At 54.9% G+C, this 25,184-nt stretch carries 20 protein-coding genes; 10 read left to right on the plus strand and 10 right to left on the minus strand.

Going from position 1 to position 25,184, the window contains the following annotated elements:
- Positions 1 to 78 precede the first annotated feature (78 nt).
- Genes pqiC through rlmKL form a run of 5 tightly spaced genes read right to left on the minus strand, consistent with a single transcriptional unit; the run spans position 79 to position 7,582 of the window.
- A complete protein-coding gene (pqiC, locus tag SK58_RS15935; RefSeq protein WP_048220195.1) occupies positions 79 to 645 on the minus strand; it encodes a membrane integrity-associated transporter subunit PqiC in 567 nt (188 codons plus the stop codon).
- Positions 642 to 2,282, minus strand: a complete 1,641-nt coding sequence (gene pqiB / locus SK58_RS15940) for an intermembrane transport protein PqiB (protein ID WP_015570901.1) — start codon at positions 2,280 to 2,282, stop codon at positions 642 to 644. Before pqiB ends, pqiC begins: the two co-directional genes overlap by 4 nt.
- 4 nt (positions 2,283 to 2,286) lie before the next feature.
- Complete coding sequence (gene pqiA / locus SK58_RS15945) at positions 2,287 to 3,540, minus strand: membrane integrity-associated transporter subunit PqiA (RefSeq protein WP_017693685.1); 1,254 nt, start codon at positions 3,538 to 3,540, stop codon at positions 2,287 to 2,289.
- A 13-nt stretch (positions 3,541 to 3,553) separates the two neighbouring features.
- Positions 3,554 to 5,461, minus strand: a complete 1,908-nt coding sequence (locus SK58_RS15950; protein WP_047719337.1) for an ABC transporter ATP-binding protein — start codon at positions 5,459 to 5,461, stop codon at positions 3,554 to 3,556.
- A gap of 12 nt (positions 5,462 to 5,473) precedes the next feature.
- Positions 5,474 to 7,582, minus strand: coding sequence for a bifunctional 23S rRNA (guanine(2069)-N(7))-methyltransferase RlmK/23S rRNA (guanine(2445)-N(2))-methyltransferase RlmL (gene rlmKL, locus SK58_RS15955; RefSeq protein ID WP_045897374.1), 2,109 nt, complete (start codon positions 7,580 to 7,582; stop codon positions 5,474 to 5,476).
- A 98-nt stretch (positions 7,583 to 7,680) separates the two neighbouring features.
- Between rlmKL and SK58_RS15960 the strand changes: the two genes are divergently transcribed.
- Positions 7,681 to 8,790: a YcbX family protein gene (locus tag SK58_RS15960; protein WP_023296268.1), complete on the plus strand. Its 1,110-nt coding sequence runs from the start codon at positions 7,681 to 7,683 to the stop codon at positions 8,788 to 8,790.
- Here SK58_RS15960 and zapC read toward each other — a convergent pair.
- Positions 8,787 to 9,329 (minus strand): cell division protein ZapC, encoded by a 543-nt coding sequence (zapC, locus tag SK58_RS15965; RefSeq protein WP_015570906.1) that lies wholly within the window; start codon positions 9,327 to 9,329, stop codon positions 8,787 to 8,789. The two genes, SK58_RS15960 and zapC, sit on opposite strands and share 4 nt — an antisense overlap.
- A gap of 166 nt (positions 9,330 to 9,495) precedes the next feature.
- Positions 9,496 to 10,506, minus strand: a complete 1,011-nt coding sequence (gene pyrD / locus SK58_RS15970) for a quinone-dependent dihydroorotate dehydrogenase (RefSeq protein ID WP_015570907.1) — start codon at positions 10,504 to 10,506, stop codon at positions 9,496 to 9,498.
- A gap of 249 nt (positions 10,507 to 10,755) precedes the next feature.
- Between pyrD and ssuE the strand changes: the two genes are divergently transcribed.
- The 5 genes from ssuE to ssuB are packed head-to-tail and all read left to right on the plus strand — an operon-like array spanning position 10,756 to position 14,996.
- On the plus strand, positions 10,756 to 11,331 hold the full coding sequence (gene ssuE / locus SK58_RS15975; protein ID WP_003858180.1) for an NADPH-dependent FMN reductase: 576 nt from the start codon (positions 10,756 to 10,758) through the stop codon (positions 11,329 to 11,331).
- Positions 11,324 to 12,286 (plus strand): sulfonate ABC transporter substrate-binding protein, encoded by a 963-nt coding sequence (locus SK58_RS15980; protein WP_023303399.1) that lies wholly within the window; start codon positions 11,324 to 11,326, stop codon positions 12,284 to 12,286. The genes ssuE and SK58_RS15980 overlap by 8 nt, the downstream gene beginning before the upstream one ends.
- A complete protein-coding gene (ssuD, locus tag SK58_RS15985; RefSeq protein ID WP_045333942.1) occupies positions 12,283 to 13,428 on the plus strand; it encodes an FMNH2-dependent alkanesulfonate monooxygenase in 1,146 nt (381 codons plus the stop codon). Before SK58_RS15980 ends, ssuD begins: the two co-directional genes overlap by 4 nt.
- A gap of 9 nt (positions 13,429 to 13,437) precedes the next feature.
- Positions 13,438 to 14,229 (plus strand): aliphatic sulfonate ABC transporter permease SsuC, encoded by a 792-nt coding sequence (gene ssuC, locus SK58_RS15990; protein WP_045333940.1) that lies wholly within the window; start codon positions 13,438 to 13,440, stop codon positions 14,227 to 14,229.
- The gene (gene ssuB, locus SK58_RS15995) at positions 14,226 to 14,996 is read left to right on the plus strand and encodes an aliphatic sulfonates ABC transporter ATP-binding protein (RefSeq protein ID WP_015570909.1); all 771 of its coding nucleotides are present in this window, start codon (positions 14,226 to 14,228) and stop codon (positions 14,994 to 14,996) included. Before ssuC ends, ssuB begins: the two co-directional genes overlap by 4 nt.
- A 100-nt stretch (positions 14,997 to 15,096) precedes the next feature.
- Here the strand turns inward: ssuB and pepN are convergent, their stop codons facing one another.
- Positions 15,097 to 17,709, minus strand: coding sequence for an aminopeptidase N (pepN, locus tag SK58_RS16000; RefSeq protein WP_015570910.1), 2,613 nt, complete (start codon positions 17,707 to 17,709; stop codon positions 15,097 to 15,099).
- Between the two features lie 254 nt (positions 17,710 to 17,963).
- Here pepN and pncB point away from each other — a divergent pair, with 254 nt between their 5' ends.
- From pncB to SK58_RS16020, 4 genes are all read left to right on the plus strand, one after another.
- Positions 17,964 to 19,166, plus strand: coding sequence for a nicotinate phosphoribosyltransferase (pncB, locus tag SK58_RS16005; protein WP_015570954.1), 1,203 nt, complete (start codon positions 17,964 to 17,966; stop codon positions 19,164 to 19,166).
- 168 nt (positions 19,167 to 19,334) lie between these two features.
- Positions 19,335 to 20,735 carry an asparagine--tRNA ligase gene (gene asnS / locus SK58_RS16010; protein WP_015570955.1) on the plus strand — a complete coding sequence of 467 codons (1,401 nt, stop codon included), beginning with the start codon at positions 19,335 to 19,337 and terminating at the stop codon, positions 20,733 to 20,735.
- 606 nt (positions 20,736 to 21,341) lie between these two features.
- Positions 21,342 to 22,400, plus strand: coding sequence for a porin OmpF (ompF, locus tag SK58_RS16015; RefSeq protein ID WP_015570956.1), 1,059 nt, complete (start codon positions 21,342 to 21,344; stop codon positions 22,398 to 22,400).
- A 184-nt stretch (positions 22,401 to 22,584) separates the two neighbouring features.
- Positions 22,585 to 23,775 carry an amino acid aminotransferase gene (locus SK58_RS16020; RefSeq protein WP_017384820.1) on the plus strand — a complete coding sequence of 397 codons (1,191 nt, stop codon included), beginning with the start codon at positions 22,585 to 22,587 and terminating at the stop codon, positions 23,773 to 23,775.
- 53 nt (positions 23,776 to 23,828) lie between these two features.
- Here the strand turns inward: SK58_RS16020 and SK58_RS16025 are convergent, their stop codons facing one another.
- Both SK58_RS16025 and SK58_RS16030 read right to left on the minus strand, forming a co-directional pair.
- The gene (locus tag SK58_RS16025; protein WP_045907425.1) at positions 23,829 to 24,476 is read right to left on the minus strand and encodes an MBL fold metallo-hydrolase; all 648 of its coding nucleotides are present in this window, start codon (positions 24,474 to 24,476) and stop codon (positions 23,829 to 23,831) included.
- Between the two features lie 20 nt (positions 24,477 to 24,496).
- Positions 24,497 to 25,048, minus strand: coding sequence for a YcbK family protein (locus SK58_RS16030; protein WP_003858202.1), 552 nt, complete (start codon positions 25,046 to 25,048; stop codon positions 24,497 to 24,499).
- Between the last annotated feature and the right edge of the window lie 136 nt (positions 25,049 to 25,184).

Here is a 25,184-nt window from a genome sequence, read left to right on the forward strand (position 1 = left end):
GTAACAAACTGAACATAAAACGAAAAAAAAGCCGCAATCAGCAAGAAGCTGAGTGCGGCTTTCGTCGATGAATTTTACTTATGGCAGCCGGGAAATCTCTCTTGCGATAGCAGCCGACTCCTGTGCCCACCCCTGCGCAAGCACTTTCACCATTTCGTCATAGCCATCTTTCTGCTGCTTCAGTTCCAGATGGAAAGGACGCTTAATCAGCTGGCCCTGATGATTCAAGAGCCACTCCCCGCTGATAACAACCGCACCATCATAGCGGCCATGGAATCCCGTCACGTTAACATTCAGGGTATCCTGATCGCTTCCCAGAGGCTGCGAGGCGACTACCCAACCAGGGAGCTGGCTGCTCAGATTCGCCACCAGCGTATTGCGTAGCTGCTGATCCAGCGGGCTGGCCCACAGGTTATTGTTGGCGATAACGTACTGCACATCGCTGGTCTGGTAGACCACCCCGTTGCCCGCCAGATAATCTGGCACGGCAACCTGTTCAACCCACAGCAGACGGCTGCCCTGCGAGGTGCTACTCTGCGCACCGGATTGCGCGCTTAACGGAAACTGGTAGTAGCTTTTGTTATCGCTTCCAGAGCTACAGGCCGTTAATACCAGTGCGCCTGCGATGATTAGCCATTTTTTCATTGTTTCGCCCTCTTAGGCTCAGGATCCTTTTTGTCTTTCGCTTCAAACACCAGCGCGTTGCTCTTTTCATTGAGCGTTTTCAGAACGGGCTGTAGCTCGCGTAAAACCTGATCAAGACGTTGCATATCCGCCACCATCTTGTTGTAAGCCGCTGAGCCCGGCTGGAAGCCCTGCATACTGCGATTCAGTTCGCGCAACGTTTTCTGCATATCCTGCGGCAGCTGCTGCATGGACTGGTTGGCGGTGATCTTGTTGATATTATCCAGCGTGGTTTGCAGACGTTGCATCGTCGCCTGGCTCTGATGCAGTGATCCCGTCGCGGCCTCAAGCATTGGATTCAGCGGCAGATTGTTGATCTTATCCAGCGTTTCCATCAGGCGCTGTTGGATCTGCGCCAGGCCACTGCTGACCGTAGGAATAATTTTGTAGCCGCCAAATTCACGGATCCCCGTCATTGGTGGCGCTTTTGGATAGAAGTCCATATCGACATATAACGCCCCTGTGACCAGGTTGCCAGTTTTCAGCGAGCCACGCAGACCGCGATTCATCAGATCGCTGATATGCTCCCCAATATCCTGGTCCTCGCCTATCTGGTTAATCAAACGCTCAGGCTCAATGCGGATCAGCACCGGAATACGATAATCATCATCAAGCATCTGCTTGAGTCCCGGAACAAAGTAAGGCACTTGTCCCACGGTCCCCAGACGGATACCGCGGAACTCAACTGGCGCCCCAGGCTGCAAGCCGCGTACAGAGTCCTTAAAGAACATCAGGTAGTCGATGTGATCGGTATAGAGCGCATCCTGAATGCTTTTTTGATCGTCAAACAGCCTGAAGGCGGTTTTCTCCGCCACCGGTTGTCCCAGATCGATACCTTCCGGCACATCAAAACTGACGCCCCCACCAAACAGCGTGGTGAGTGAACCCATCTCAACGCGCATCCCCGCAGAGGTGAGATCTACCGCGATCCCGCTGTCTTTCCAGAAGCGAACGTTGCTGGTCACCAGGCGGTCATTAGGCGCATTGATAAAAAGCTGATAGCTGATGGTCCGTTTTTGCGGATCGAAGGTGCTTGTTTCAACCGAACCGACGCGATATCCACGGAACAGCACCGGATCGCCCGGCGAGAGCTGGCCCGCTTTTTTGCTGTCCAGAATAACGCGGATCCCTTTTGCATCCGGTGGCGCAAGCGGCGGTGAATCCAGCAGCTGATAGTTTGCTGGCTGGGCGCCTTTGTTGCCGGGCTGGAGTTCGATGTAGGCCCCTGACAATAGCGTCCCTAAGCCGCTGATCCCTTCTCTTCCGACCTGCGGTTTCACGACCCAAAAAACAGAATCTTCATGGAGCAGTTTTTCCATGCCGGCATTCAGGCGGGCCTTGATTTCAACATGGGTTAAATCATCCGTCAGGGTCGCGCTTTCCACGACACCCACATCCACGCTGCGGCTCTTGATGGTGGTTTTTCCGCCCTCAATCCCCTCTGCATTGGTGGTAATTAGCGTGACTTCCGGTCCCTGATGGCTGTAATGATAAAACAGGATCCATGCACCGATCAGCGCGGTCACGATGGGGAAAATCCACACCGGCGACCAGTTTCTGACCTTCTGCACTTTAGCCTCTCCACTCTTATTTTCCATGCTCTTACTCTTCCTCATGGCTTGAATCGGGCTCACGATCCCACGATAAACGAGGGTCGAAGGTCATGGCCGCAAACATGGTCATAATGACGACCAACGCAAACATCAGCGCCCCCATAGCGGGATAAATACTCATCAGCCCCCCCATACGCACCAGCGCTGAGAGAACCGCAATCACGAACACGTCAATCATCGACCAGCGGCCAACAAATTCCACGACCTCATAAATCAGATGCATACGCTCGCTGTCTCGCTTACCGTGCCCTTTTGCATCCCAGCAAAGCCAGGCAATGGCAATCATCTTTAAGGTCGGAACCATAATACTGGCGAGGAATATGACGCCTGCTACAGGGTAAGACCCCTCGCTCCACAGCAAAATCACCCCGGCCAGTATGGTCGAGGGCATTCTGTCGCCGAGCAGATCGGTGATCATGATCGGCAAGATATTGGCGGGCAGATAGAGCATGACAGAGGTCACCAGCAGCGCCATGGTCCATTGCAGGCTATTTTTACGCCGGACGTGACCTTTTGTTTCACAGCGCGGACACACCTCGACATCCGCGGGCAGCACGGCGGTGCAGCACGAGCAGGAGCGAAGCCCCTGACGGATACCCGGTACGCCCACCTTTACCGTCTGCGAAAGCGTCGGCGCCGGGGCAATATCGTCCCAGGCCCAGCGTCGGTCCACGCACTGGAACGCGCGCAGTTGTAGCACGCAGTACAGACACCACGGAATAAAGCTGCTGCCAATCCCCACATCGCCGTAGGCCATCAGCTTCACGAAGCTGACCAGGATACCCGCGAGAAAAATTTCCGCCATCCCCCAGCTTTTCAACTGGAACAGGATCCGCGCGAGTTTGATTTTAAGGACAGTGGGCATCCTGACGCGGTTGACCAGCAGCAGAATGACGACCAGGCAAAAAGCCGGGACGATCTGCACGAAAAGAAGAAAGAAGGTGCCAAGGCTGGCGTAATCTTCCGAGAACATCACGCCTGGTATTTCCAGTAAATCCACCTGGCTGGTCATCCCGCCCACTTTCATATAGATGAAAGGGAAGAGATTGGAGAGCAGTAACATGAATAAGGCTGCCAGCGCATAAGCCGTAGGACGCTGCCTTGGCGCGTCCCACTCGGTCGTCAGCGTAGCGCCGCAGCGCGGGCAGGCAGCCTTATGTCCGTGACCAAGCTCTGGCAACGCCACGAGCATATCGCATTGCGAGCATAATATATGCCGATCGGCATGGTGCTGGTCACACATAGATTATCCCTGTTTATGCGCCGTTTTTCAGAGACTCAAGGTACTCCCAGCGCTCAAATGCCTCTTCCAGCGCCTGTTCAGCCTGGGAGAGTTCAGCCAATACTTTCTGAGTATAGTCGTGAGGCTGCGTAAAGAATGACGCATCAGCGACCTGGATTTGCAGTGCTTCCAGTGCAGCTTCCAGCTCTTCCAGACGCTGCGGCAGCCCTTCCAGCTCGCGCTGCAAGTTATAACTCATTTTAGCAGGAGACTTTTTGACAGTTTCTGCCTTTGCAACAACAGGTTCAGCGACATTTTTGGTCTTCGCCTGTTTTTGCGCCAGCGACTGCGATTGCTGTCCACGCGCGTCATGATAGCCGCCCACATATTGCCCGATGCGCCCTTTGCCTTCGAAGATCCAGCACTCGGTCACGGTGTTATCGACAAACTGACGATCGTGGCTGACCAGCATTACGGTTCCCTGATAACCATCAATCAACTCTTCCAGCAGTTCCAGCGTTTCGACATCCAGATCGTTAGTCGGTTCATCGAGAATCAATAAGTTACTGGGTTTCAGGAACAGACGCGCCAGCAAAAGACGGTTACGTTCTCCCCCGGACAGCGCGCGCACCGGCGTCATAGCGCGTTTCGGGTGGAACAGGAAGTCCTGAAGGTAGCCCAGCACGTGACGCGGCTTGCCATTAACCATGACCTCCTGTTTACCCTCGGCGAGGTTATCCATCACCGTACGGTCTGGATCCAGCTCGGCGCGGTGCTGGTCGAAGTACGCCACTTCCAGTTTGGTACCGCAGTGGATACGACCGCTGTCGGCCTGGAGCTGACCGAGCATCAGTTTCAGCAGTGTGGTTTTACCGCACCCGTTCGGGCCGATCAGCGCAATTTTGTCGCCGCGCTGAACCTGAGCGGAGAAATCGCTCACCAGCACTTTGCCGTCAACCGAATAATTCACGTTCTCCATTTCGAAGACAATCTTGCCCGAGCGGGACGCCTCTTCCACCTGCATTTTGGCGCTACCCATGACTTCGCGGCGTTCGCTACGTTCGCGGCGCATCGCCTTCAGGGCGCGAACGCGGCCTTCGTTACGGGTACGACGCGCTTTAATGCCCTGACGGATCCATACCTCTTCCTGGGCCAGCTTGCGGTCGAACTCGGCGTTTTGCAGCTCTTCCACGCGCAGGTTTTCTTCTTTCTCCAGCAGATAGGTATCGTAATCGCCCGGATAGGTCACCAGCTTGCCGCGATCAAGATCGACAATGCGCGTGGCCATGTTGCGGATGAACGAACGGTCGTGGGAGATGAAGATAATGGTACCGTTAAAGGTTTTCAGGAACCCTTCCAGCCAGTCAATCGCTTCGATATCCAGGTGGTTCGTCGGTTCGTCCAGCAGCAGCACCTTAGGCCCGCTCACCAGGGCACGACCCAGCGCCGCTTTACGCAGCCAGCCGCCGGAGAGCGCCGACAGCTCCATATCCGCTTCCAGGCCAAGCTGGGCCAGCACTTCGTTAATGCGGTTTTCCAGCTGCCACAGGCCGTGGTGATCGAGCATCTCCTGCACTTTTGCCAGCTCGTTGAGATTCTTGTCGCTCGGGTCCGTCATCACCAGATGCGAAATCTCGTGGTAACGCTTGAGGTATTCCGCCTGCTCTGAAATCCCTTCGGCCACAAAATCGTACACGCTGCCGGTGACGTTACGCGGCGGATCCTGTTGCAGACGAGAGACGATCAGATCCTGCTCGTAAACAATACGGCCGTCATCCAGCCCCTGCTCACGGTTGAGGATTTTCATCAGCGTCGATTTACCTGCGCCGTTACGGCCCACCAGACAGACGCGCTCGTTATCTTCGATATGCAGCTCTGCATTATCGAGAAGCGGTGAGTCGCTGAAAGAGAGCCACGCGCCGTGCATACTAATTAAAGACATTTATTTTTCCTTTCAGACCGCGGAGATCAGCCAGCAGTTGTGGATTTGACGGTTACGGGCAAAGTCCTGAGACAGCGTTTTTTGGCTGATTTCTTGTGCTTTCAGTCCCAGTTCGGCCAGGCCGTCGTGATCCATGCGGAATCCGCGCTTGTTATTTGAGAACATAATGGTGCCGCCTTTACGCAGCAGACGCTTCAGGTCGGTCATCAGGCGCAGGTGATCGCGTTGAACATCAAAGCTATCCTCCATACGCTTGGAGTTAGAGAAGGTCGGCGGATCGATAAAGATCAGGTCAAACTGCTCGTCGGTATCGCGCAGCCAGCCCAGCACGTCGGCCTGTAACAGGCGATGCTGACGGCCGGTTAAGCCGTTAAGACGCAGGTTGCGCTCTGCCCACTCCAGATAAGTCCGGGACATATCTACCGTGGTGGTGCTACGCGCGCCGCCAAGCCCCGCATGAACGCTGGCGCTGCCGGTATAGGAGAACAGGTTCAGGAAGTCTTTCCCCTTGCTCATCTGGCCCAGCATGCGGCGGGCGATACGGTGATCGAGGAACAGGCCGGTATCAAGGTAGTCGGTCAGGTTAACCCACAGGCGCGCGTTATATTCGCCCACTTCGAGGAAGTCGCCTTTCTCGCCCATCTTCTGATACTGATTTTTACCTTTCTGACGCTCACGGGTTTTCAGCACCAGCTTGTTTGGAGAAATGCCAAGTACGGCGATGGTGGCCGCAATCACATCCAGCATACGCTGACGCGCTTTTTGCGCATCGATAGTTTTCGGCGGGGCGTATTCCTGAACCACCACCCAGTCCGCATAGCGGTCAACCGCCACGTTGTACTCGGGCAGGTCAGCGTCGTACAGGCGATAACATTCGATGCCTTCTTGCTTCGCCCACTTCTCAAATTTCTTCAGGTTTTTGCGCAGGCGGTTGGCGTAATCTTCCGCCACGCCTGACGGTTTGCTATCCGCCGCTATCTCTGCCAGATGGTAGTTTTTCTGCACGCAGTCCAGCGGGCCGTTTTTCGCTTTGAACTGGCGATCGGCACGCAATTGCAGGCAGCTCAGCAGCTCCGGCGAGGCGCTAAACAGGGAGAGGTTCCAGCCGCCGAAATGCGCTTTCATGTTGCGGCCCAGCAGGCTGTGCAGTGCAATCAGCGCCGGCTCGCTGTCCAGACGCTCACCATACGGCGGGTTGCTGATCACCGTACCGTACGGGCCTTTTGGCAGAGGATTGGTCAGGTTCGCCACGTCCTTCACCTCGAAGGTCACCAGCTCGCCGATACCGGCACGACGGGCGTTGCTGCGCGCGCGTTCAATCACCCGTGCATCGCTGTCCGAACCGTAAAAGTGAGAGGTGTACTCCGCCAGCCCTTTACGGGCGCGGGTCTGCGCATCGTCTTTGACCTCTTTCCAGATGGCCTCATCGTGCTGCGCCCAGCCTTTGAAGCCCCAGTGGCCGCGGTGCAGCCCTGGCGCACGGTCGGTGGCCAGCATCGCGGCTTCAATCAGCAGCGTACCGGAACCGCACATCGGATCGAGCAGCGGCGTACCTGGCTGCCATCCGGAGCGCATCACGATAGCGGCAGCCAGCGTTTCTTTGATCGGCGCCATTCCGGTGCGATCGCGATAGCCGCGCAGATGCAGGCCTGCGCCACTCAGATCCAGGGAAATACTGGCCGTATCGCCGTTCAGCCAGACGTTGATACGCAGATCCGGGTTTTCACGGTCAACGTTCGGACGTTCTTTATTGCGACGCGTGAAGCAGTCCACAATGGCGTCCTTAACGCGCAGGGCACCATACTGGCTGTTGCGGATCTCATCGTTGACGCCGTTGAAATGCACCGCAAAGGTAGCGTCCGGGGTGAAGATCTCTGTCCAGTCGATCATCTGTACGCCGGTGTAGAGATCAAGATCGCTGTAGACCTTGCACTCTTTCATCGGCAGCATGATGCGCGACGCCAGACGGCTCCACATCAGGCTCTGGTAAATAAGCCGCGTGTCGCCCTCAAAATGGACACCACCCTGAACCACCCGGCACTCTTTCGCGCCCAGGGCTTCCAGTTCAGTTTTTAACAGCTCTTCCAGCCCACGGGCCGTACTGGCAAACAGAGAATTCATATCGTCACTTTTACTCATAGAAAATTGTCGCGCATTATAGCTAATATGGCGTGTATGTCATAAAGTTGAAGGCTTATTTTATTTAGCGGGAGTGTGCAGTGGCGACGTTATCCAGGCTTTTTATTCATCCGGTGAAATCCATGCGCGGCATCGGCGTCTCTCACGCGCTGGCCGATATGAGCGGATTCGCCTTCGATCGTATTTTTATGGTCACCGAGCCTGACGGTACGTTTATCACCGCACGTCAGTTCCCGCAGATGGTTCGCTTTACCCCTTCCCCGCTTCATGACGGGCTGCATTTGACTGCGCCGGACGGTTCAAGCGTCGTGATCCGCTTTGCTGATTTTGCGCCGCTTGATGCGCCAACGGAAGTGTGGGGCAATCATTTTACCGCGCGTATCGCGCCGGATAACATTAACCAGTGGCTGAGCGGCTTTTTCTCCCGTGACGTTCAGCTGCGCTGGGTTGGGCCTGCGCTGACCCGTCGCGTGAAGCGCCACGATGCGGTTCCTCTCTCCTTCGCGGATGGTTTTCCCTTCCTGCTGACCAGCGAGGCCTCGCTGCGTGATTTACAAAATCGTTGCAAAGCCAGCGTGCAGATGGAGCAGTTTCGCCCGAATCTGGTGGTGACCGGAGCGAATGCCTGGGATGAAGATACCTGGAAAGTGATCCGCATCGGCAGCGTTATTTTTGATGTCGTGAAGCCGTGCAGCCGCTGTATTTTTACCACCGTCAGCCCGGAGAAAGGCCAGAAACACCCTTCCGGCGAACCGCTGAAAACCTTGCAGTCATTTCGTACCGCGCAGGATAACGGTGATGTCGACTTCGGCCAGAACCTGATCCCCCGCTCCAGCGGCGTGATCCGCGTGGGCGACGAGGTCGAAATTCTCACCCGCGGGCCTGCCAGGGTGTACGGCGCAGGTCAGGAAGAAGAGATGGTTGACGTTGTCACCAACGTCGCTTCCGCGGTGGATATTCACTGGGAAGGCAAAGTTATCCGTGGTAACAATCAGCAGGTGCTACTGGAACAGCTGGAACAGGCAGGTATCCGCGTACCGTATTCCTGTCGCGCGGGGGTTTGCGGATGCTGTCGCATTAAACTGGTCGATGGTGAAGTAAGTGCCCTGAAGAAATCTGCGATTGGCAGTGACGGCACGATCCTGTGCTGTAGCTGTGTCCCGAAAACATCCGTACAGCTGGAAGCTTAAACTGCCTGTTCAAGGCTGAAGGAATCAACGCGCAGCTGTGGCTTCAGCCTGTCATTCATCACTTTGATGGCATCACCTAACTGCATAACTCGCCCGGCAATGGTCACGCCGGGTTGGGCCAGCAAACAGAGCGCAGCGTTTTCACCGGGTTCAACCACCAGCAAATTCACCTCTTCTTCGGTATCGCTCAGATTGACGCTCGCCGCATCGCCGATAGCCGGGGTCCAGCACATGCCGTGGGCGAGAAAATGCCAGCTTTTCGGCATTTGCGGTTTCAGGAAACGGATCGCCACCAGCGCATTTAGTACCAGTTCAGCGCGCTGTTCTTTGGAGAGATCGAACTCGCGGCATTTTTCTTCAAAAGAGAAATAGAGTGCAGCGTCGTCAACGCAAAAGCCTGAGGGAGCAAACGCGTCTGGCGTTAACATTCGGCGCGCAAAACGAGAGCGAAACAACATGCCATTGGCTAAGTCGAGCATCATACGGTCATGCTCGTCACAAAAATACCAGCGCCAGTTATCGTCAGGTTTAATTCGCATGTTTCTCTCCCGTCCCCTAAACGTCCTGTACTAAAAATGTCCTGTTTGCCGCTTCGCTTATAACACTAGTAATAAAAGACTATAATGTTTAAATAAGCAACAATGACGGAATATAAAACAACCAGGGCTGGAAATAAAGCCCTGGTTGTCTGATTAAGAGAAAAGATTAGATATGCGTGACGATTTCTTTAATCAGCGGCGGCCCTTTAAAAATAAAGCCGGAATAAATTTGCACCAGCGATGCACCTGCCGCCATCTTCTCACGTGCAGCGATGACAGAGTCAATGCCACCCACGCCAATAATCGGCAGCTGACCTTTTAATTCTGCGGAGAGTGCGCGAATAATTTCGGTGCTTTTTAATTGTACCGGACGGCCACTTAATCCACCCGCTTCGTCACAGTTTTTCATTCCCTGAACGAGAGAGCGATCGAGTGTTGTATTGGTTGCAATCACACCATCAATATTATGGCGAACTAAACTGTCGGCAACCTGGATCAATTCTTCTGCCGAAAGATCCGGGGCGATCTTAACCGCGACCGGAACATATTTATGGTGGATCGCCTGTAGCGCCGTTTGTTTATTTTTAATGGCGCTAAGAAGATCGTCGAGCGCTTCGCCATATTGTAATGAACGCAGCCCTGGGGTGTTAGGCGAAGATATATTCACCGCAATATAACCGGCATAGGCATAGACTTTTTCCATACAAATCAGATAGTCATCTTTACCCTGCTCGACCGGCGTGTCTTTATTTTTGCCAATATTAATACCCAGCACGCCATCAAAATGGGCTTTCTTAACGTTCTCAACCAGATGATCGACGCCAAGGTTATTAAAGCCCATGCGGTTGATCAGCCCCTCGGCTTCAACCAGGCGAAACAGACGTGGCTTGTCATTTCCCGGCTGCGGACGCGGCGTCACCGTCCCGATTTCGATCGAGCCAAAGCCCATCGCACCGAGTGCATCAATGCATTCGCCATTTTTGTCCAGACCGGCCGCCAGGCCCAGTGGATTTTTGAAAGTCAGGCCCATGCACTGAACTGGTTTTTCCGGCACGTTTTGACGCACCAGCGCGGCCAGAGGCGTTCCTGTAATACGGCGTAACTGCTGAAATGTAAATTCATGAGCGCGCTCAGGATCGAGCTGGAAAAGGGCTTTACGAACGAAGGGGTAGTACATGAACTCTCCTGGATTCCCGGTGTGCAAACCGGGAGGGGATTATGTGCGATTCCGCCCGGAAAGGGAATTGACCTGTGGCAAAAAAAGCCACGTAAAACGCAATCGTTTACTTATCGGTTCGCTTCTTATGCATTTTTCTGCATTCATCCTGAGGATAAATCATTTAGTGGAATAACCACGCAATGTCACACTCCTGAAAATTGTTATGAATGTTAGATAAAAGCAAACAATTAGTTATAAGGAGCAACCATGCGCGTCATTACCCTGGCCGGAAGCCCCCGCTTCCCCTCTCGCTCCAGCGCACTGCTGGAATACGCTCGCGAAAAGCTTAATGCTCTGGATGTCGAAGTGTGTCACTGGAATTTGCACAATTTCGCGCCTGAAGATCTGCTCTACGCCCGTTTCGACAGCCCGGCGCTGAAAACCCTGATCGAACAACTTAAGAGTGCTGACGGGCTGGTCGTCGCGACACCGATTTATAAAGCCTCTTTTTCCGGCGCACTGAAAACGCTGCTCGATCTGCTGCCCGAACGCGCGCTGGACGGTAAGGTCGTCCTGCCGCTGGCCACAGGCGGTACGGTAGCTCATTTACTGGCGGTGGATTATGCCCTCAAGCCGGTTCTGAACGCGCTGAAAGCGCAGGAGATCCTGCATGGCGTCTTCGCTGACGACTCACAGGTAATCGACTACCAGCATAAACCCCATTTCACGCCGAATCTGCAAACCCGCCTCGACAGTGCGCTCGAAACCTTCTGGCACGCCCTGAACCGTCGGGATCGCCACGCGGCAGCATTTCATCAATCACAAGGAGTGGCGCATGTTTAAAACAGTTACCCGTATCGGGCTGGCAGGTCTGCTGGCAGTGGCGTCGCTGGCTCAGGCGGCGGAGAAAGCGCCGGAGAGCCTGCGTATCGGTTATCAGAAAGGCAGCGTCAGCATGGTGTTGGCGAAAAGCCATGCGTTGCTTGAGAAGCGTTTCCCGGAGACCAAATTCTCATGGGTCGAGTTCCCTGCCGGACCACAGATGCTGGAGGCGCTGAACGTCGGGAGTATTGATTTAGGCAGCACCGGCGATATCCCGCCGATCTTTGCGCAGGCTGCCGGGGCGGATCTGGTTTACGTTGGCGTTGAGCCCGCCAAGCCGAAGGCAGAGGTTATTTTGGTGCCCGAAAACAGCGAGATCAAAAGCGTCGCCGACCTCAAAGGCCATAAGGTTGCTTTCCAGAAAGGTTCAAGCTCGCACAACCTGCTGCTGCGCGCGTTGCAGGAGGCCGGCCTAAAATTCACCGATATCCAGCCCGTTTACCTGACGCCTGCCGATGCGCGCGCGGCGTTTCAGCAAAAAAATGTTGATGCCTGGGCTATCTGGGATCCGTACTACTCCGCCGCACTGTTGCAGGGCGGTGTGCGGGTGCTGAAAGACGGCACCACCCTGAAGCAGACCGGTTCGTTCTACCTGGCGGCACGTCCTTACGCTGAGAAAAATGGCGCATTTATTCAGCAGGTGCTGGATACCTTCTCTCAGGCCGATGCGCTGACCCAAAGCCAGCGTCAGCAGAGCATCACGCTGCTGGCAAAAACCATGGGCCTGCCTGAACCGGTGATCGCCACCTATCTTGACCACCGTCCTCCCACCACCATAGCACCGGTTGACGCCCACGTTGCCGCTCTCCAGCAGCAAACGGCAGACCTCTTTTATCAAAACCGCCTGGTTCCAAAGCAGGTGAATATTCGCGAACGCATCTGGCAACCCGCTGGCATTGAAGGAAAAAAATCATGAGTCTGAATCTTTTCTGGTTTTTACCCACCCACGGTGATGGACACTATCTTGGCACAGAAGAAGGCGCCCGCCCGGTCGATCACGGCTATCTCCAGCAGATCGCCCAGGCGGCAGACCGCATCGGTTTTACCGGGGTACTGATCCCGACGGGCCGCTCGTGTGAGGATGCGTGGCTGGTTGCCGCGTCAATGATCCCCGTCACCCAGCGCCTGAAATTCCTGGTAGCCTTGCGCCCGAGCGTGGTGTCGCCAACCGTCGCGGCGCGTCAGGCGGCAACGCTGGACAGGCTTTCCAACGGCCGTGCGCTGTTCAACCTGGTGACGGGCAGCGATCCGCAGGAGCTGGCGGGCGATGGCGTCTTTCTCGATCATACCGAGCGCTATGAAGCCTCCGCAGAGTTCACCCGCGTCTGGCGACGTCTGCTGGAAGGGGAAACCGTCACCTTCGAAGGGAAACATATCCACGTTCGCAATGCGCAGCTCTACTTCCCGCCGGTACAGCAGCCGCGCCCTCCTCTCTATTTCGGCGGATCGTCGGACGTGGCGCAGGAGCTGGCGGCTGAGCAGGTCGATCTCTATCTGACCTGGGGCGAGCCACCGGAGCTGGTGAAAGAGAAAATTGCTCAGGTACGCGCTAAAGCCGCAGAACATGGCCGTACGGTACGCTTCGGCATTCGCCTGCACGTGATCGTCCGCGAAACCAACGACGAGGCCTGGCAAGCCGCCGACCGTCTGCTCGCTCATCTGGACGACGACACTATCGCTAAAGCACAGGCGGCGTTTGCCAAAACCGACTCCGTGGGCCAGCATCGGATGGCTTCCCTGCACAACGGCAAGCGTGAAAATCTTGAGATCAGCCCGAACCTGTGGGCCGGGGTAGGTCTGGTGCGCGGCGGCGCCGGCACGGCACTGGTCGGCGACGGTCCAACCGTAGCGGCACGCATTAATGAATACGCGGCGCTGGGGATCGACAGCTTTATCCTGTCTGGCTACCCACATCTGGAGGAGGCGTACAAGGTGGGTGAACTGCTGTTCCCGCACCTGGATGTCGCTATCCCGGAAATTCCGCAGCCACGTCAGCTTCAGTTGCAGGGCGAAGCCGTGGCGAACGCGTTTATCCCGAGAAAAGTCGCGCAAAGCTAAGGAGCCACCATGTCTGCAACCGCACAAAAATGGCTGCTGCGCGCCGCGCCGTGGTTTCTGCCCGTCGGCATTGTCTTCGTCTGGCAACTGGCGTCTTCAACTGGCTGGCTGTCGAGCCGCATTTTGCCCTCTCCGGAGGGCGTTGTGGAAGCGTTCTGGTCGCTAAGCGCCAGCGGTGAGCTGTGGCAACATCTTGCCATCAGCTCCTGGCGCGCGGTAATTGGCTTTTCGATTGGCGGAAGCATCGGCCTGACGCTGGGGCTGATCAGCGGCCTGTCACGCTGGGGTGAGCGGCTACTGGATACCTCCGTTCAGATGCTGCGCAACGTGCCGCATCTGGCGCTTATTCCGCTGGTTATCCTGTGGTTTGGCATTGATGAGAGCGCCAAAATTTTCCTCGTGGCGCTGGGAACGTTATTCCCGATTTATATCAATACCTGGCATGGGATCCGTAATATCGATCGCGGTCTGGTGGAGATGGCCCGCAGCTATGGCCTGTCAGGTTTTGCCCTGTTTACCCATGTGATCCTGCCGGGCGCCCTGCCCTCCATTATGGTTGGGGTGCGTTTTGCGCTCGGCCTGATGTGGCTAACCCTGATCGTGGCGGAAACCATTTCGGCTAACTCCGGCATTGGTTATCTGGCGATGAACGCCCGCGAGTTCCTGCAAACGGACGTGGTGGTGGTTGCCATTATCCTTTATGCCCTGCTCGGCAAACTTGCGGACGTCAGCGCCCAGTGGCTGGAACGTAGCTGGCTGCGCTGGAACCCGGCCTACACCGCTCAGGAGGCGAAAGCATGAATACTGCACGACTGAACCAGGGAACACCGTTACTGCTGAACGGCGTGACCAAACGCTACGGCGACAACACCATTCTGAATGCACTGGATCTGCATATTCCTGCCGGACAGTTTGTGGCCGTTGTCGGCCGCAGCGGTGGCGGCAAGAGTACCCTGCTGCGTCTTTTAGCCGGGCTGGAAGCGCCAAACAGCGGTGACATTCTGGCAGGCACTACGCCGCTGGCCACGATTCAGGATGATACGCGCATGATGTTTCAGGACGCGCGTCTGCTGCCGTGGAAAACGGTGATGGATAACGTCGGGCTGGGCCTGAAGGGCAGCTGGCGGGAGGACGCCCGGCAGGCACTCGCTGCGGTAGGGCTGGAGAATCGCGCGGGAGAGTGGCCTGCGGCCCTGTCGGGTGGACAAAAGCAGCGCGTAGCGCTGGCACGCGCGCTGATTCACCGTCCCGGCCTGTTGCTGCTTGATGAACCGCTCGGCGCGCTTGATGCGCTGACGCGGATCGAGATGCAGGATCTGATTGAAACCCTCTGGCAGACGCACGGCTTTACGGTGCTGCTGGTGACGCATGATGTCAGTGAAGCCGTGGCAATGGCAGACAGGGTGCTGTTAATAGAAGAGGGCAAAATTGGTCTGGATCTGACGGTAGATATTCCACGTCCTCGCCGCGTGGGATCGGCCAGACTGGCGGAGCTGGAAGCCGAAGTACTGGATCGGGTGATGAAACGTGGGGAAGCGGAGATTCAGCGGATAAAGGCTAATGCCTGATGCCCTCACCCCGGCCCTCTCCCACAGGGAGAGGGAGAAAACCGATGCCCCGCGACCCCACGTAGGCCCGGTAAGCGTAGCGCCACCGGGCTTTTTTACATCAGGCCAGCGCCTTAGCAATCTTCTCGTACAGATCGCCAGACAGATTTTCCAGCCCTTTCAGCTGCTCAAGCGCGGCGCGCATTTTCGCCTGACGCTGCGCATCGTAACGTTTCAGGCGGATCAGCGGCTCAATCAGACGAGACGCCACCTGCGGGTTACGGCTGTTCAGCTCGGTCAGCATTTCAACCATGAACTGATAACCGCTGCCGTCTTCGGCATGGAACGCGGCCGGGTTGCTGCTGGCGAAGGCACCAATCAGAGAGCGGACGCGGTTCGGGTTGCTCATGGTGAACGAACGGTGCTTCAGCAGGCTGCGTACTTTGCTGAGTACATCGGCTGCCGGGCTGGTGGCCTGAAGGATGAACCACTTGTCCATCACCAGACCATCCTGATGCCACTTGTCGTCGTACTCCTGCATCAGCGCATCGCGGCACGGTAGCTCGGCGGCAACGCTTGCGGCCAGCGCGGCCAGGGCATCCGTCATGTTATCGGCTTCGTGGTACTGCTTGCTGACCAGCGTGTTCGCCAGCTCTGCCTCACCAAACGCCAGATAGCGCAGGCAGGTATTGCGCAGGGAACGTTTACCGATATCCGCATGTTCCACCCGATACGCGTCCAGCTTGTTGGCGTTGTAAATGGCGAGGAACTCATCTGCCAGTTCGGTCGCCAGCGTGCGGGTCAGCGCTTCACGCACGGCGACGATGGCAATCGGGTCGATGATGTCAAACAGCTCGGCGATTTCAGTCGCAGAAGGCAGCGTTAAAATTTCAGCCGCCAGCGCCGGGTCAATGTTCTCATCCAGCAGGATGGCACGGAACGCGTCTGCCACATGAACCGGCAGCGTCAGCGGCTGGCCCTGCTGGTAACGGTTGACGTTCAGCTTGATGTAGGTCGCCAGCAGGCTTTGTGCCGCATCCCAGCGCGAGAAATCGTTGCGCGCGTGACGCATCAGGAACGTCAGCTGCTGATCGCTCCACTTATATTCGAGTTTCACCGGCGCGGAGAATTCGCACAGCAGGGCAGGAACGGGCTGGAAATAGACGTTATCGAAGATAAAGGTCTGCTCTGCCTGGGTCACGTTCAGCACGTTATGCACCGGGTGGCCGCCCTTCTGTAACGGGATCACGTTGCCTTCGTTGTCGTATAGCTCAACGCTGAACGGAATGTGCAGCGGATGTTTCTCTTCCTGCTCGGCCGTTGGCGGCGTGCGCTGGCTGATGGTCAGCGTGTACTGCTCGGTTTCCGGGTTGTAGTCGTCTTTGACCGTCACGATCGGCGTACCGGCCTGGCTGTACCAGCGGCGGAAATGAGACAGATCGACGTTAGAGGCGTCTTCCATCGCCTGAACAAAATCGTCGCAGGTGGCCGCACTGCCGTCGTGACGCTCAAAGTAAAGCTGCATCCCTTTCTGGAAATTCTCTTCACCCAGCAGGGTGTGGATCATACGGATAATTTCAGCGCCTTTTTCATACACCGTCAGGGTGTAGAAGTTATTCATCTCAATGACTTTATCCGGGCGGATCGGGTGCGCCATTGGGCTGGCATCTTCTGCAAATTGCAGACCACGCATGGTGCGCACGTTGTTGATGCGGTTCACCGCCCGCGATCCCAGATCGGAGCTGAACTCCTGATCGCGGAAGACGGTTAAGCCCTCTTTCAGGCTCAGCTGGAACCAGTCGCGACAGGTGACGCGGTTCCCGGTCCAGTTATGGAAATATTCGTGGCCGATAACGCGTTCGATATCGAGGTAATCTTTATCCGTGGCGGTATCGGTACGCGCCAGCACGTATTTAGAGTTAAAGATGTTAAGACCTTTATTCTCCATCGCGCCCATGTTGAAGAAATCGACCGCAACGATCATATAGATGTCGAGGTCATATTCGAGGCCAAAGCGCGTTTCATCCCACTTCATGGAGTTGATGAGGGAAGTCATTGCCCACGGTGCGCGGTCAAGGTTGCCACGGTCCACGAACAGCTCCAGCGCGACTTCACGGCCAGAGCGCGTTTTAAAGGTGTCGCGCAGGACATCGAAATCTCCCGCCACCAGCGCAAACAGATAGCAGGGTTTCGGGAACGGATCCTGCCACTGTACCCAGTGACGGCCATTCTCCAGTTCCCCTTCACCAATCCGGTTGCCGTTGGAAAGCAGGTACGGGTACAGCGTTTTGTCGGCAATAATTTTGGTGGTAAAGCGCGCCAGGACGTCCGGGCGATCCAGATACCAGGTAATGTGGCGGAAACCTTCGGCTTCACACTGGGTACACAGGGCTACGCCTGACTGGTAAAGTCCTTCCAGCGCGGTATTGGCGGCAGGGCTAATTTCATTCACGATGCGCAGGGTAAAGCGTTCCGGCAGGTTGTCGATGACCAGCTGGTTGCCTTCTTCTTTATAGTCTGACCAGGCTTCATCGTTAATATGCAGGGAAACCAGCGTCAGGTCTTCACCATCCAGACGCAGCGGCACGGCTGTCGCGCTCTGGCGCGTCACCTGGCTTACCGCCGTCACCACGGTTTTTGTGGCATCCAGGTCGAAAGTCAGATCGATATCGCTTATCAGGTATTCCGGCGCACGATAGTCGTGGCGGTATTTAGCTTGTGGCTGTTGTGTCATAGAAAACCTTATGCATCGTTTGTCGAGTAACGATTCAATATATTCCTGTTGTGTAAAACGCGCTATGCAGAATGTTCATCTTTTCAGGCACAACGCCCTTTTTAGCTACATTTTTATAACACGGGGCACGAAATGCTCTCGACCATAAAGTGTGCTTATGTTGTGATCGGGGTTCAATAAATCACTAAACAGGGTATACTCCGGAGTTGTTTATTGTACTAAACGCTCCCGTGAGAGGATGCTACAGCGCACCTATGACTCAATTCGCTTCTCCGGTTCTGCATACGTTGCTGGATACCGACGCGTACAAGCTGCATATGCAGCAAGCCGTGTTTCACCACTATCATGATGTCCATGTTGCGGCGGAATTTCGCTGCCGGGGTGACGACTTGCTGGGTATCTACGCAGATTCCATTCGTGAACAGGTCGAGGCCATGCAGCATCTGGCGCTCACCGATGACGAATATCAGTGGCTTTCAGGCCTGCCTTTCTTTAAAGCGGATTATCTGAACTGGCTGCGTGAGTTCCGCTATAACCCGGAACAGGTCACCGTCACCAATGATAACGGCAAGCTGGACATTCGTCTGACCGGCCCGTGGCGTGAGGTGATCATGTGGGAAGTGCCGCTTCTGGCCGTGATCAGCGAGCTGGCCCACCGCTATCGCTCCCCTGAAACCGGTGTGACGCAGGCGGTTGCCGCTCTGGAGAATAAACTCGTTGAGTTTTCCAGACTGACCGAAGGGCTGGATATGTCCCGATTCCGTCTGATGGACTTTGGCACGCGCCGCCGCTTCTCTCGCGAGGTTCAGGAAGCCATTGTCAGACGTCTGCAACAGGAGCCGTGGTTCGTTGGCACCAGTAACTACGATCTGGCACGTCGCCTTGATTTAACGCCTATGGGCACCCAGGCGCACGAATGGTTCCAGGCGCACCAGCAGATCAGCCCTGACCTTGCCAACAGCCAGCGCGCCGCCCTCGCCGCGTGGCTAGAGGAATACCCGGATCGGCTGGGTATTGCCCTTACCGACTGCATTACCATGGACGCGTTCCTGCGCGACTTTGGCCCTGAGTTTGCCGAACGCTACCAGGGTTTGCGCCATGATTCCGGGGACCCGGTTGAATGGGGTGAGAAAGCCATCGCCCATTACGAAAAACTGGGCATCGACCCCATGAGTAAGGTGCTGGTCTTCTCCGATAACCTTGACCTGGCGAAAGCCGTCGACCTTTATCGCCATTTCTCATCGCGGGTGAACCTGAGTTTCGGGATTGGTACGCGGTTAACCTGTGATATTCCTCAGGTGAAACCGCTGAACATCGTCATAAAACTGGTGGAATGTAACGGTAAGCCGGTCGCGAAGCTCTCCGACAGTCCGGGCAAAACCATCTGCCATGACAAAGCGTTTGTCCGCGCATTACGTAAAGCCTTCGATCTGCCTCAGGTTAAAAAAGCCAGCTAACGGCTTCGGGGGAGCCTTCATGGCTCCCCTTCTCTTATTAATTTCTTATTTCTTCTCTTAAGACGGTGAAATTTACTTGTCTGATAGCGGATGGCAGGTAACATAGATATCCCCCCTATAAGGGCGGACAAGTGTTTATTTTTTCCGACTATTAACAGAGAGAATATTATGAGCGTTGTGCCTGTAGCCGACGTACTCCAGGGCCGTGTCGCCGTTGACCAGGAGGTCACCGTGCGCGGATGGGTGCGTACTCGCCGAGATTCTAAAGCTGGCATCTCCTTCCTCGCCGTCTATGACGGTTCCTGCTTTGATCCTGTACAGGCCGTCATTAATAATTCTCTGCCCAATTACAATGATGACGTTCTGCACCTGACAACCGGCTGTTCCGTGATCGTCACCGGTGTTGTGGTGGCCTCTCCGGGCCAGGGTCAGAGCTACGAAATTCAGGCGACCTCGGTGGAAGTGACCGGCTGGGTTGAAGATCCTGACACCTACCCGATGGCTGCAAAGCGTCACAGCATCGAATATCTGCGTGAAGTCGCGCACCTGCGTCCGCGCACCAACCTGATTGGTGCGGTTGCCCGCGTGCGTCATACGCTGGCGCAGGCGCTGCATCGTTTCTTTGACGAGCAGGGTTACTTCTGGGTTTCTACTCCGCTGATCACGGCTTCCGATACCGAAGGCGCAGGTGAAATGTTCCGCGTTTCAACGCTGGATATGGAAAACCTGCCGCGTACGCCGGAAGGTAAAGTCGATTACGACAAAGACTTCTTTGGTAAAGAAGCCTTCCTGACGGTTTCCGGCCAGCTCAACGGTGAAACCTACGCCTGTGCGCTGTCTAAGATCTATACCTTCGGCCCAACCTTCCGTGCGGAAAACTCCAACACCAGCCGTCACCTGGCGGAATTCTGGATGCTGGAGCCGGAAGTGGCCTTTGCCGATCTGAATGACGCGGCAGCCCTGGCAGAAGCGATGCTGAAATACGTGTTTAAAGCCGTTCTCGAAGAGCGCGCAGACGACATGAAATTCTTCGCTGAGCGTGTCGATAACGACGCCATCGCCCGTCTTGAGCGCTTCGTCTCCGCAGACTTCGCGCAGGTGGATTACACCGACGCGGTCGCAATCCTGGAAAAATGCGGTGAGAAATTCGAAAACCCGGTTTACTGGGGCGTGGATCTCTCCTCCGAGCACGAACGTTATCTGGCAGAGAAGCACTTTAAAGCACCGGTTGTGGTGAAAAACTATCCGAAAGACATTAAGGCGTTCTATATGCGCCTTAACGAAGACGGTAAAACCGTTGCCGCGATGGATGTCCTGGCGCCGGGCATTGGTGAGATCATCGGTGGCTCCCAGCGTGAAGAGCGCCTGGATGTGCTGGACGCGCGTATGCAGGAGATGGGCCTTAACCCGGCGGACTACAGCTGGTATCGCGATCTCCGTCGCTACGGCACCGTTCCACACTCCGGCTTTGGCCTGGGCTTCGAACGTCTGATTGCTTACGTAACAGGTGTTCAGAACGTACGTGATGTGATTCCGTTCCCACGCACACCGCGTAACGCAAGTTTCTAACCGACCAAATCATTAATGGCCAGCAAATGCTGGCCATTATTTTATCCTGCAATGTCAGTTTTCGTCAGTCAGAAGTAAGCGTCTTTAAACCACAACCCCGCTATTACCTCTACCTGTTACGTTTTGTTTCCACGAAATATCCTGAGACAAAAAAATAACCCCATTCTTATTGCGCTTAAAACAATTCTTACGCATTAGCATAAAAAACAACCAATTTCACAGCCATCTGGATGGCTTTTGTCGATCATAAGAAAAAATGAGCCGTTTAACTTCTGTTTATACGAAAGGCCTTTAGCTAAATTAAACATAAGGAAATCATATATATAAGAATAAAGCGGATGTTTAATTCGCCAGGCGGCACTGAAATTTGAGGTGCTTCACAAAGTTCCCAAAAATACATATTTAGTTACACATATTTTCTTTTGGTAACTGAATCTTGAAGATTGTAGCACTTTCAGTGTAGCGAAACGGTTCTATGAATGGAAAGATGCCTGTCAGACACATAAAGACACCTAACTCTCATCAATAGTTCCGGAAATATTTATTGACAGAATTTATTGGCGGCAGTGGCGAGTGTCATAAAAAAACCAATGAGGGTAATAAATAATGATGAAGCGCAATATCCTGGCAGTGGTAGTCCCTGCCCTGCTGGTAGCCGGTGCAGCAAACGCTGCTGAAATCTATAACAAAGACGGCAACAAATTAGATCTTTACGGGAAAGCAGTTGGCCTGCATTACTTCTCTGATTACGCGGGCAACGATGGCGACAACACTTACGCGCGTCTGGGCTTCAAAGGTGAAACTCAGATCAACGATCAGCTGACTGGCTACGGTCAGTGGGAATACAACTTCCAGGGTAACAACTCTGAAGGTGGCGATGCACAGAACGGCAACAAAACCCGTCTGGCATTCGCAGGTCTGAAATTTGGTGACGCAGGCTCCTTCGACTACGGTCGTAACTACGGTCTGGTCTATGACGCAATCGGCATCACCGATATGCTGCCTGAGTTCGGCGGCGACACCGGCGCGAGCGATAACTTCTTCGCAGGCCGTACGGGTGGTCTGGCGACTTACCGTAACAGCAACTTCTTCGGCCTGGTTGACGGTCTGAACTTTGGTGTTCAGTACCTGGGCAAAAATGAACGTGATGACGCAGTACGTTCCAACGGTGACGGCTGGGCAACCTCTCTGAGCTATGATTTCGACGGTTTCGGCATTGTGGGTGCTTATGGTGCAGCTGACCGTACCAACAACCAGCAGACGCTGGATTGGGGTAAAGGCGACAAAGCTGAGCAGTGGGCAACCGGCCTGAAATATGACGCGAACAACATCTACCTGGCAGCTATTTATGGCGAAATGCGTAACGCAGCGCGTCTGGGCAGCCGTGGTTTCGCTAACAAGTCTCAGGACTTCTCTGTCGTCGCTCAGTACCAGTTCGATTTCGGTCTGCGTCCATCCATCGCTTACTACAAATCTAAAGCGAAAGACGTAGAAGGTATCGGTGACGAAGACTACATCAACTACATCGACGTTGGTGCGACATACTACTTCAACAAAAACATGTCTACCTATGTTGACTATCAGATCAACCAGCTGAAAGATGACAACAAGCTGGGCATCAACAACGACGACATCGTGGCTCTGGGTCTGGTTTACCAGTTCTAATCAGCACACCTCGTTGTTATATGCTTAATGAACAGGGCTTCGGCCCTGTTTTTTTATTCCTGAGAGAAAATAATAGCGACTTTTGAAAAGCCGCACGCTTTTCGTCGCAAACGGTTGGCATTTTGTAAATCTACCGTTAACCTGATAGCGGATTTCACTTCTGTAATCACAATGGAACTTCGTCATGTTTGAGAACATTACTGCCGCTCCTGCCGACCCAATTCTGGGCCTGGCCGATCTGTTTCGTGCCGACGACCGCCCTGGCAAAATCAACCTGGGTATTGGTGTATATAAAGATGAAACCGGCAAAACTCCGGTACTGACCAGCGTCAAAAAAGCTGAGCAGTATCTGCTGGAAAACGAAACCACCAAAAACTACCTCGGTATTGATGGTATCCCTGAATTTGGTCGCTGCACCCAGGAGCTGCTGTTCGGCAAAGGCAGCACCATTGTGAGCGAAAAACGCGCCCGCACGGCGCAGACCCCAGGCGGTACCGGCGCACTGCGCGTGGCGGCAGATTTCCTGGCGAAAAACACCTCTGTGAAGCGTGTGTGGGTAAGCAATCCAAGCTGGCCGAACCACAAGAGCGTTTTTAATTCTGCGGGTCTGGAAGTGCGTGAATACGCCTACTACGACGCGGCAAACCACGCGCTGGATTTCGACGGTCTGCTGGCCAGCCTGAGCGAAGCCCAGGCGGGCGATGTGGTGCTGTTCCACGGCTGCTGCCATAACCCAACCGGTATCGATCCTACGCTTGAGCAGTGGGAACAGCTGGCTAAGCTGTCCGTTGAAAAAGGCTGGCTGCCGCTGTTCGACTTCGCTTACCAGGGCTTTGCCCGTGGTCTGGAAGAAGATGCAGAAGGTCTGCGCGCATTCGCCGCCGTGCATCAGGAGCTGATTGTCGCAAGCTCCTATTCCAAGAACTTTGGTCTGTATAACGAGCGTGTCGGCGCCTGTACGCTGGTGGCTGCTGACGAAGCAACCGTCGATCGCGCATTCAGCCAGATGAAGTCCGTGATCCGCGCTAACTACTCTAACCCACCGGCACACGGTGCGTCTGTGGTCGCGACGATCCTGAGCAACGATGCGCTGCGCGCAATCTGGGAGCAAGAGCTGAACGATATGCGTCAGCGCATTCAGCGCATGCGTCTGCTGTTTGTGAACACGCTGGCTGAGAAAGGCGCTGACCGTGACTTCAGCTTCATCATCAAGCAGAACGGCATGTTCTCCTTCAGCGGCCTGACCAAAGAGCAGGTGCTGCGCCTGCGTGAAGAGTTTGGCGTGTATGCCGTTGCCTCTGGCCGCGTGAACGTTGCAGGTATGACGCCTGACAACATGGCGCCGCTGTGCGAAGCCATTGTCGCGGTGCTGTAATCTGCACCCATAAAAAAAGCCTGCATCGCGCAGGCTTTTTTATTTAATTGGGATTACCAGACAGGCATTTCATCCTGAAGGAACGGGTTATGCAACCGCTCATCGCCCAGCGTCGACATCGGTCCGTGTCCAGGGATAAACGTCACATCATCACCTAACGGTAATAACTTCTGCTTAATCGACTGAATCAGCTGACCGTGATCGCCGCGTGGGAAATCACTGCGTCCTACGCCCCCTTTGAAAATCACGTCACCGGAAATCAGCAGGCGCGACACGTCATCAAAGAAGACAATATGGCCGGGCGTATGCCCGGGGCAATGCAACACCTGTAAAGTTACATTCCCTACGTTAACGCGATCGCCTTCGTTCAGCCAGCGGTCCGGTGTCAGTGGCTGACACTCATCCAGACCAAACATACGGCTTTGGGCAGGCAGCCCCTGAAGCCAGAACTCATCTTCTTTTTCCGGGCCGATAATCGGCACACCGTAGTGTTCAGCCAGTTCAGCCGCTGCACCCACATGGTCGAGATGGCCATGGGTGAGTAAAATCTGCATCAGCGTTACACCGCTGGCAGCGACTTCCTGCTTGATTGCCCCGGCGTCTCCACCGGGATCGACAAGCGCGGCCAGTTTAGTTTGTTCACACCAGATCAATGAACAGTTCTGTGAGAACGCGGTAACCGGAATAATACGATAGTTCATACTGCTCCTGTGTTTCGTTATTACCAGTGCCGAACCGGCCCGGTATCAATATGCACAAAGTTGCTACGTGGGTAGTATCCTACACCACCTGCGCGCATAGATAACGCCGCTTTGCGAATATTGGCTAACGAAACGCCTTCAATATGGAAATCCATCGCCTGCCCTTTAGTGTGATAGCTTTTTTTCGCTACCCCACGGCTGTGGGCGCGCAGCTCATTGTTGGTATCCAGAGAGCGATAGCCAGAAATGAGTTGCACCGGCCTTTTGGTCCCCAGCAGTCCCTGCAAGCGGTAAAGCTGATCGAATAATCCAGGGTCGATGGCTTTGATTTTATTCGCGCGGAAATCACGGAAAAAATGGTTGAGTCTTGCTAATTCATCCTGAATATAGCCTCTGCCATCGAAAAATTCCGCTTTAAGCGTCTCACCAGTATGCAGATTGTTGAGCGTTAAAATACGCGGACGAGGTGTCGAGAGGGTGGCAAATGCTGGCGTCGGAAGGATGGCTGCTGCGCCCAGCGCAACGCCACCTAACGCCAGCAATTTGCGGCGATTAGCGTCAAATTTGTCCATGATAATCAGGTCTACAGGTAAAAGAAATTGTCAATATGCTTAGCGCACGAAGGGCACCATAACTGGCAAAGCCTGCTACGTCAAGGCGCCCAACCCCAGTGAATACGCGGCTTGCAGCCAGATCGCCTCATATTCA

It is taken from the genome of Enterobacter sp. BIDMC93 (assembly GCF_001037805.1).
In the GTDB taxonomy this organism is placed as follows: Bacteria; Pseudomonadota; Gammaproteobacteria; order Enterobacterales; family Enterobacteriaceae; genus Enterobacter; species Enterobacter hormaechei_C.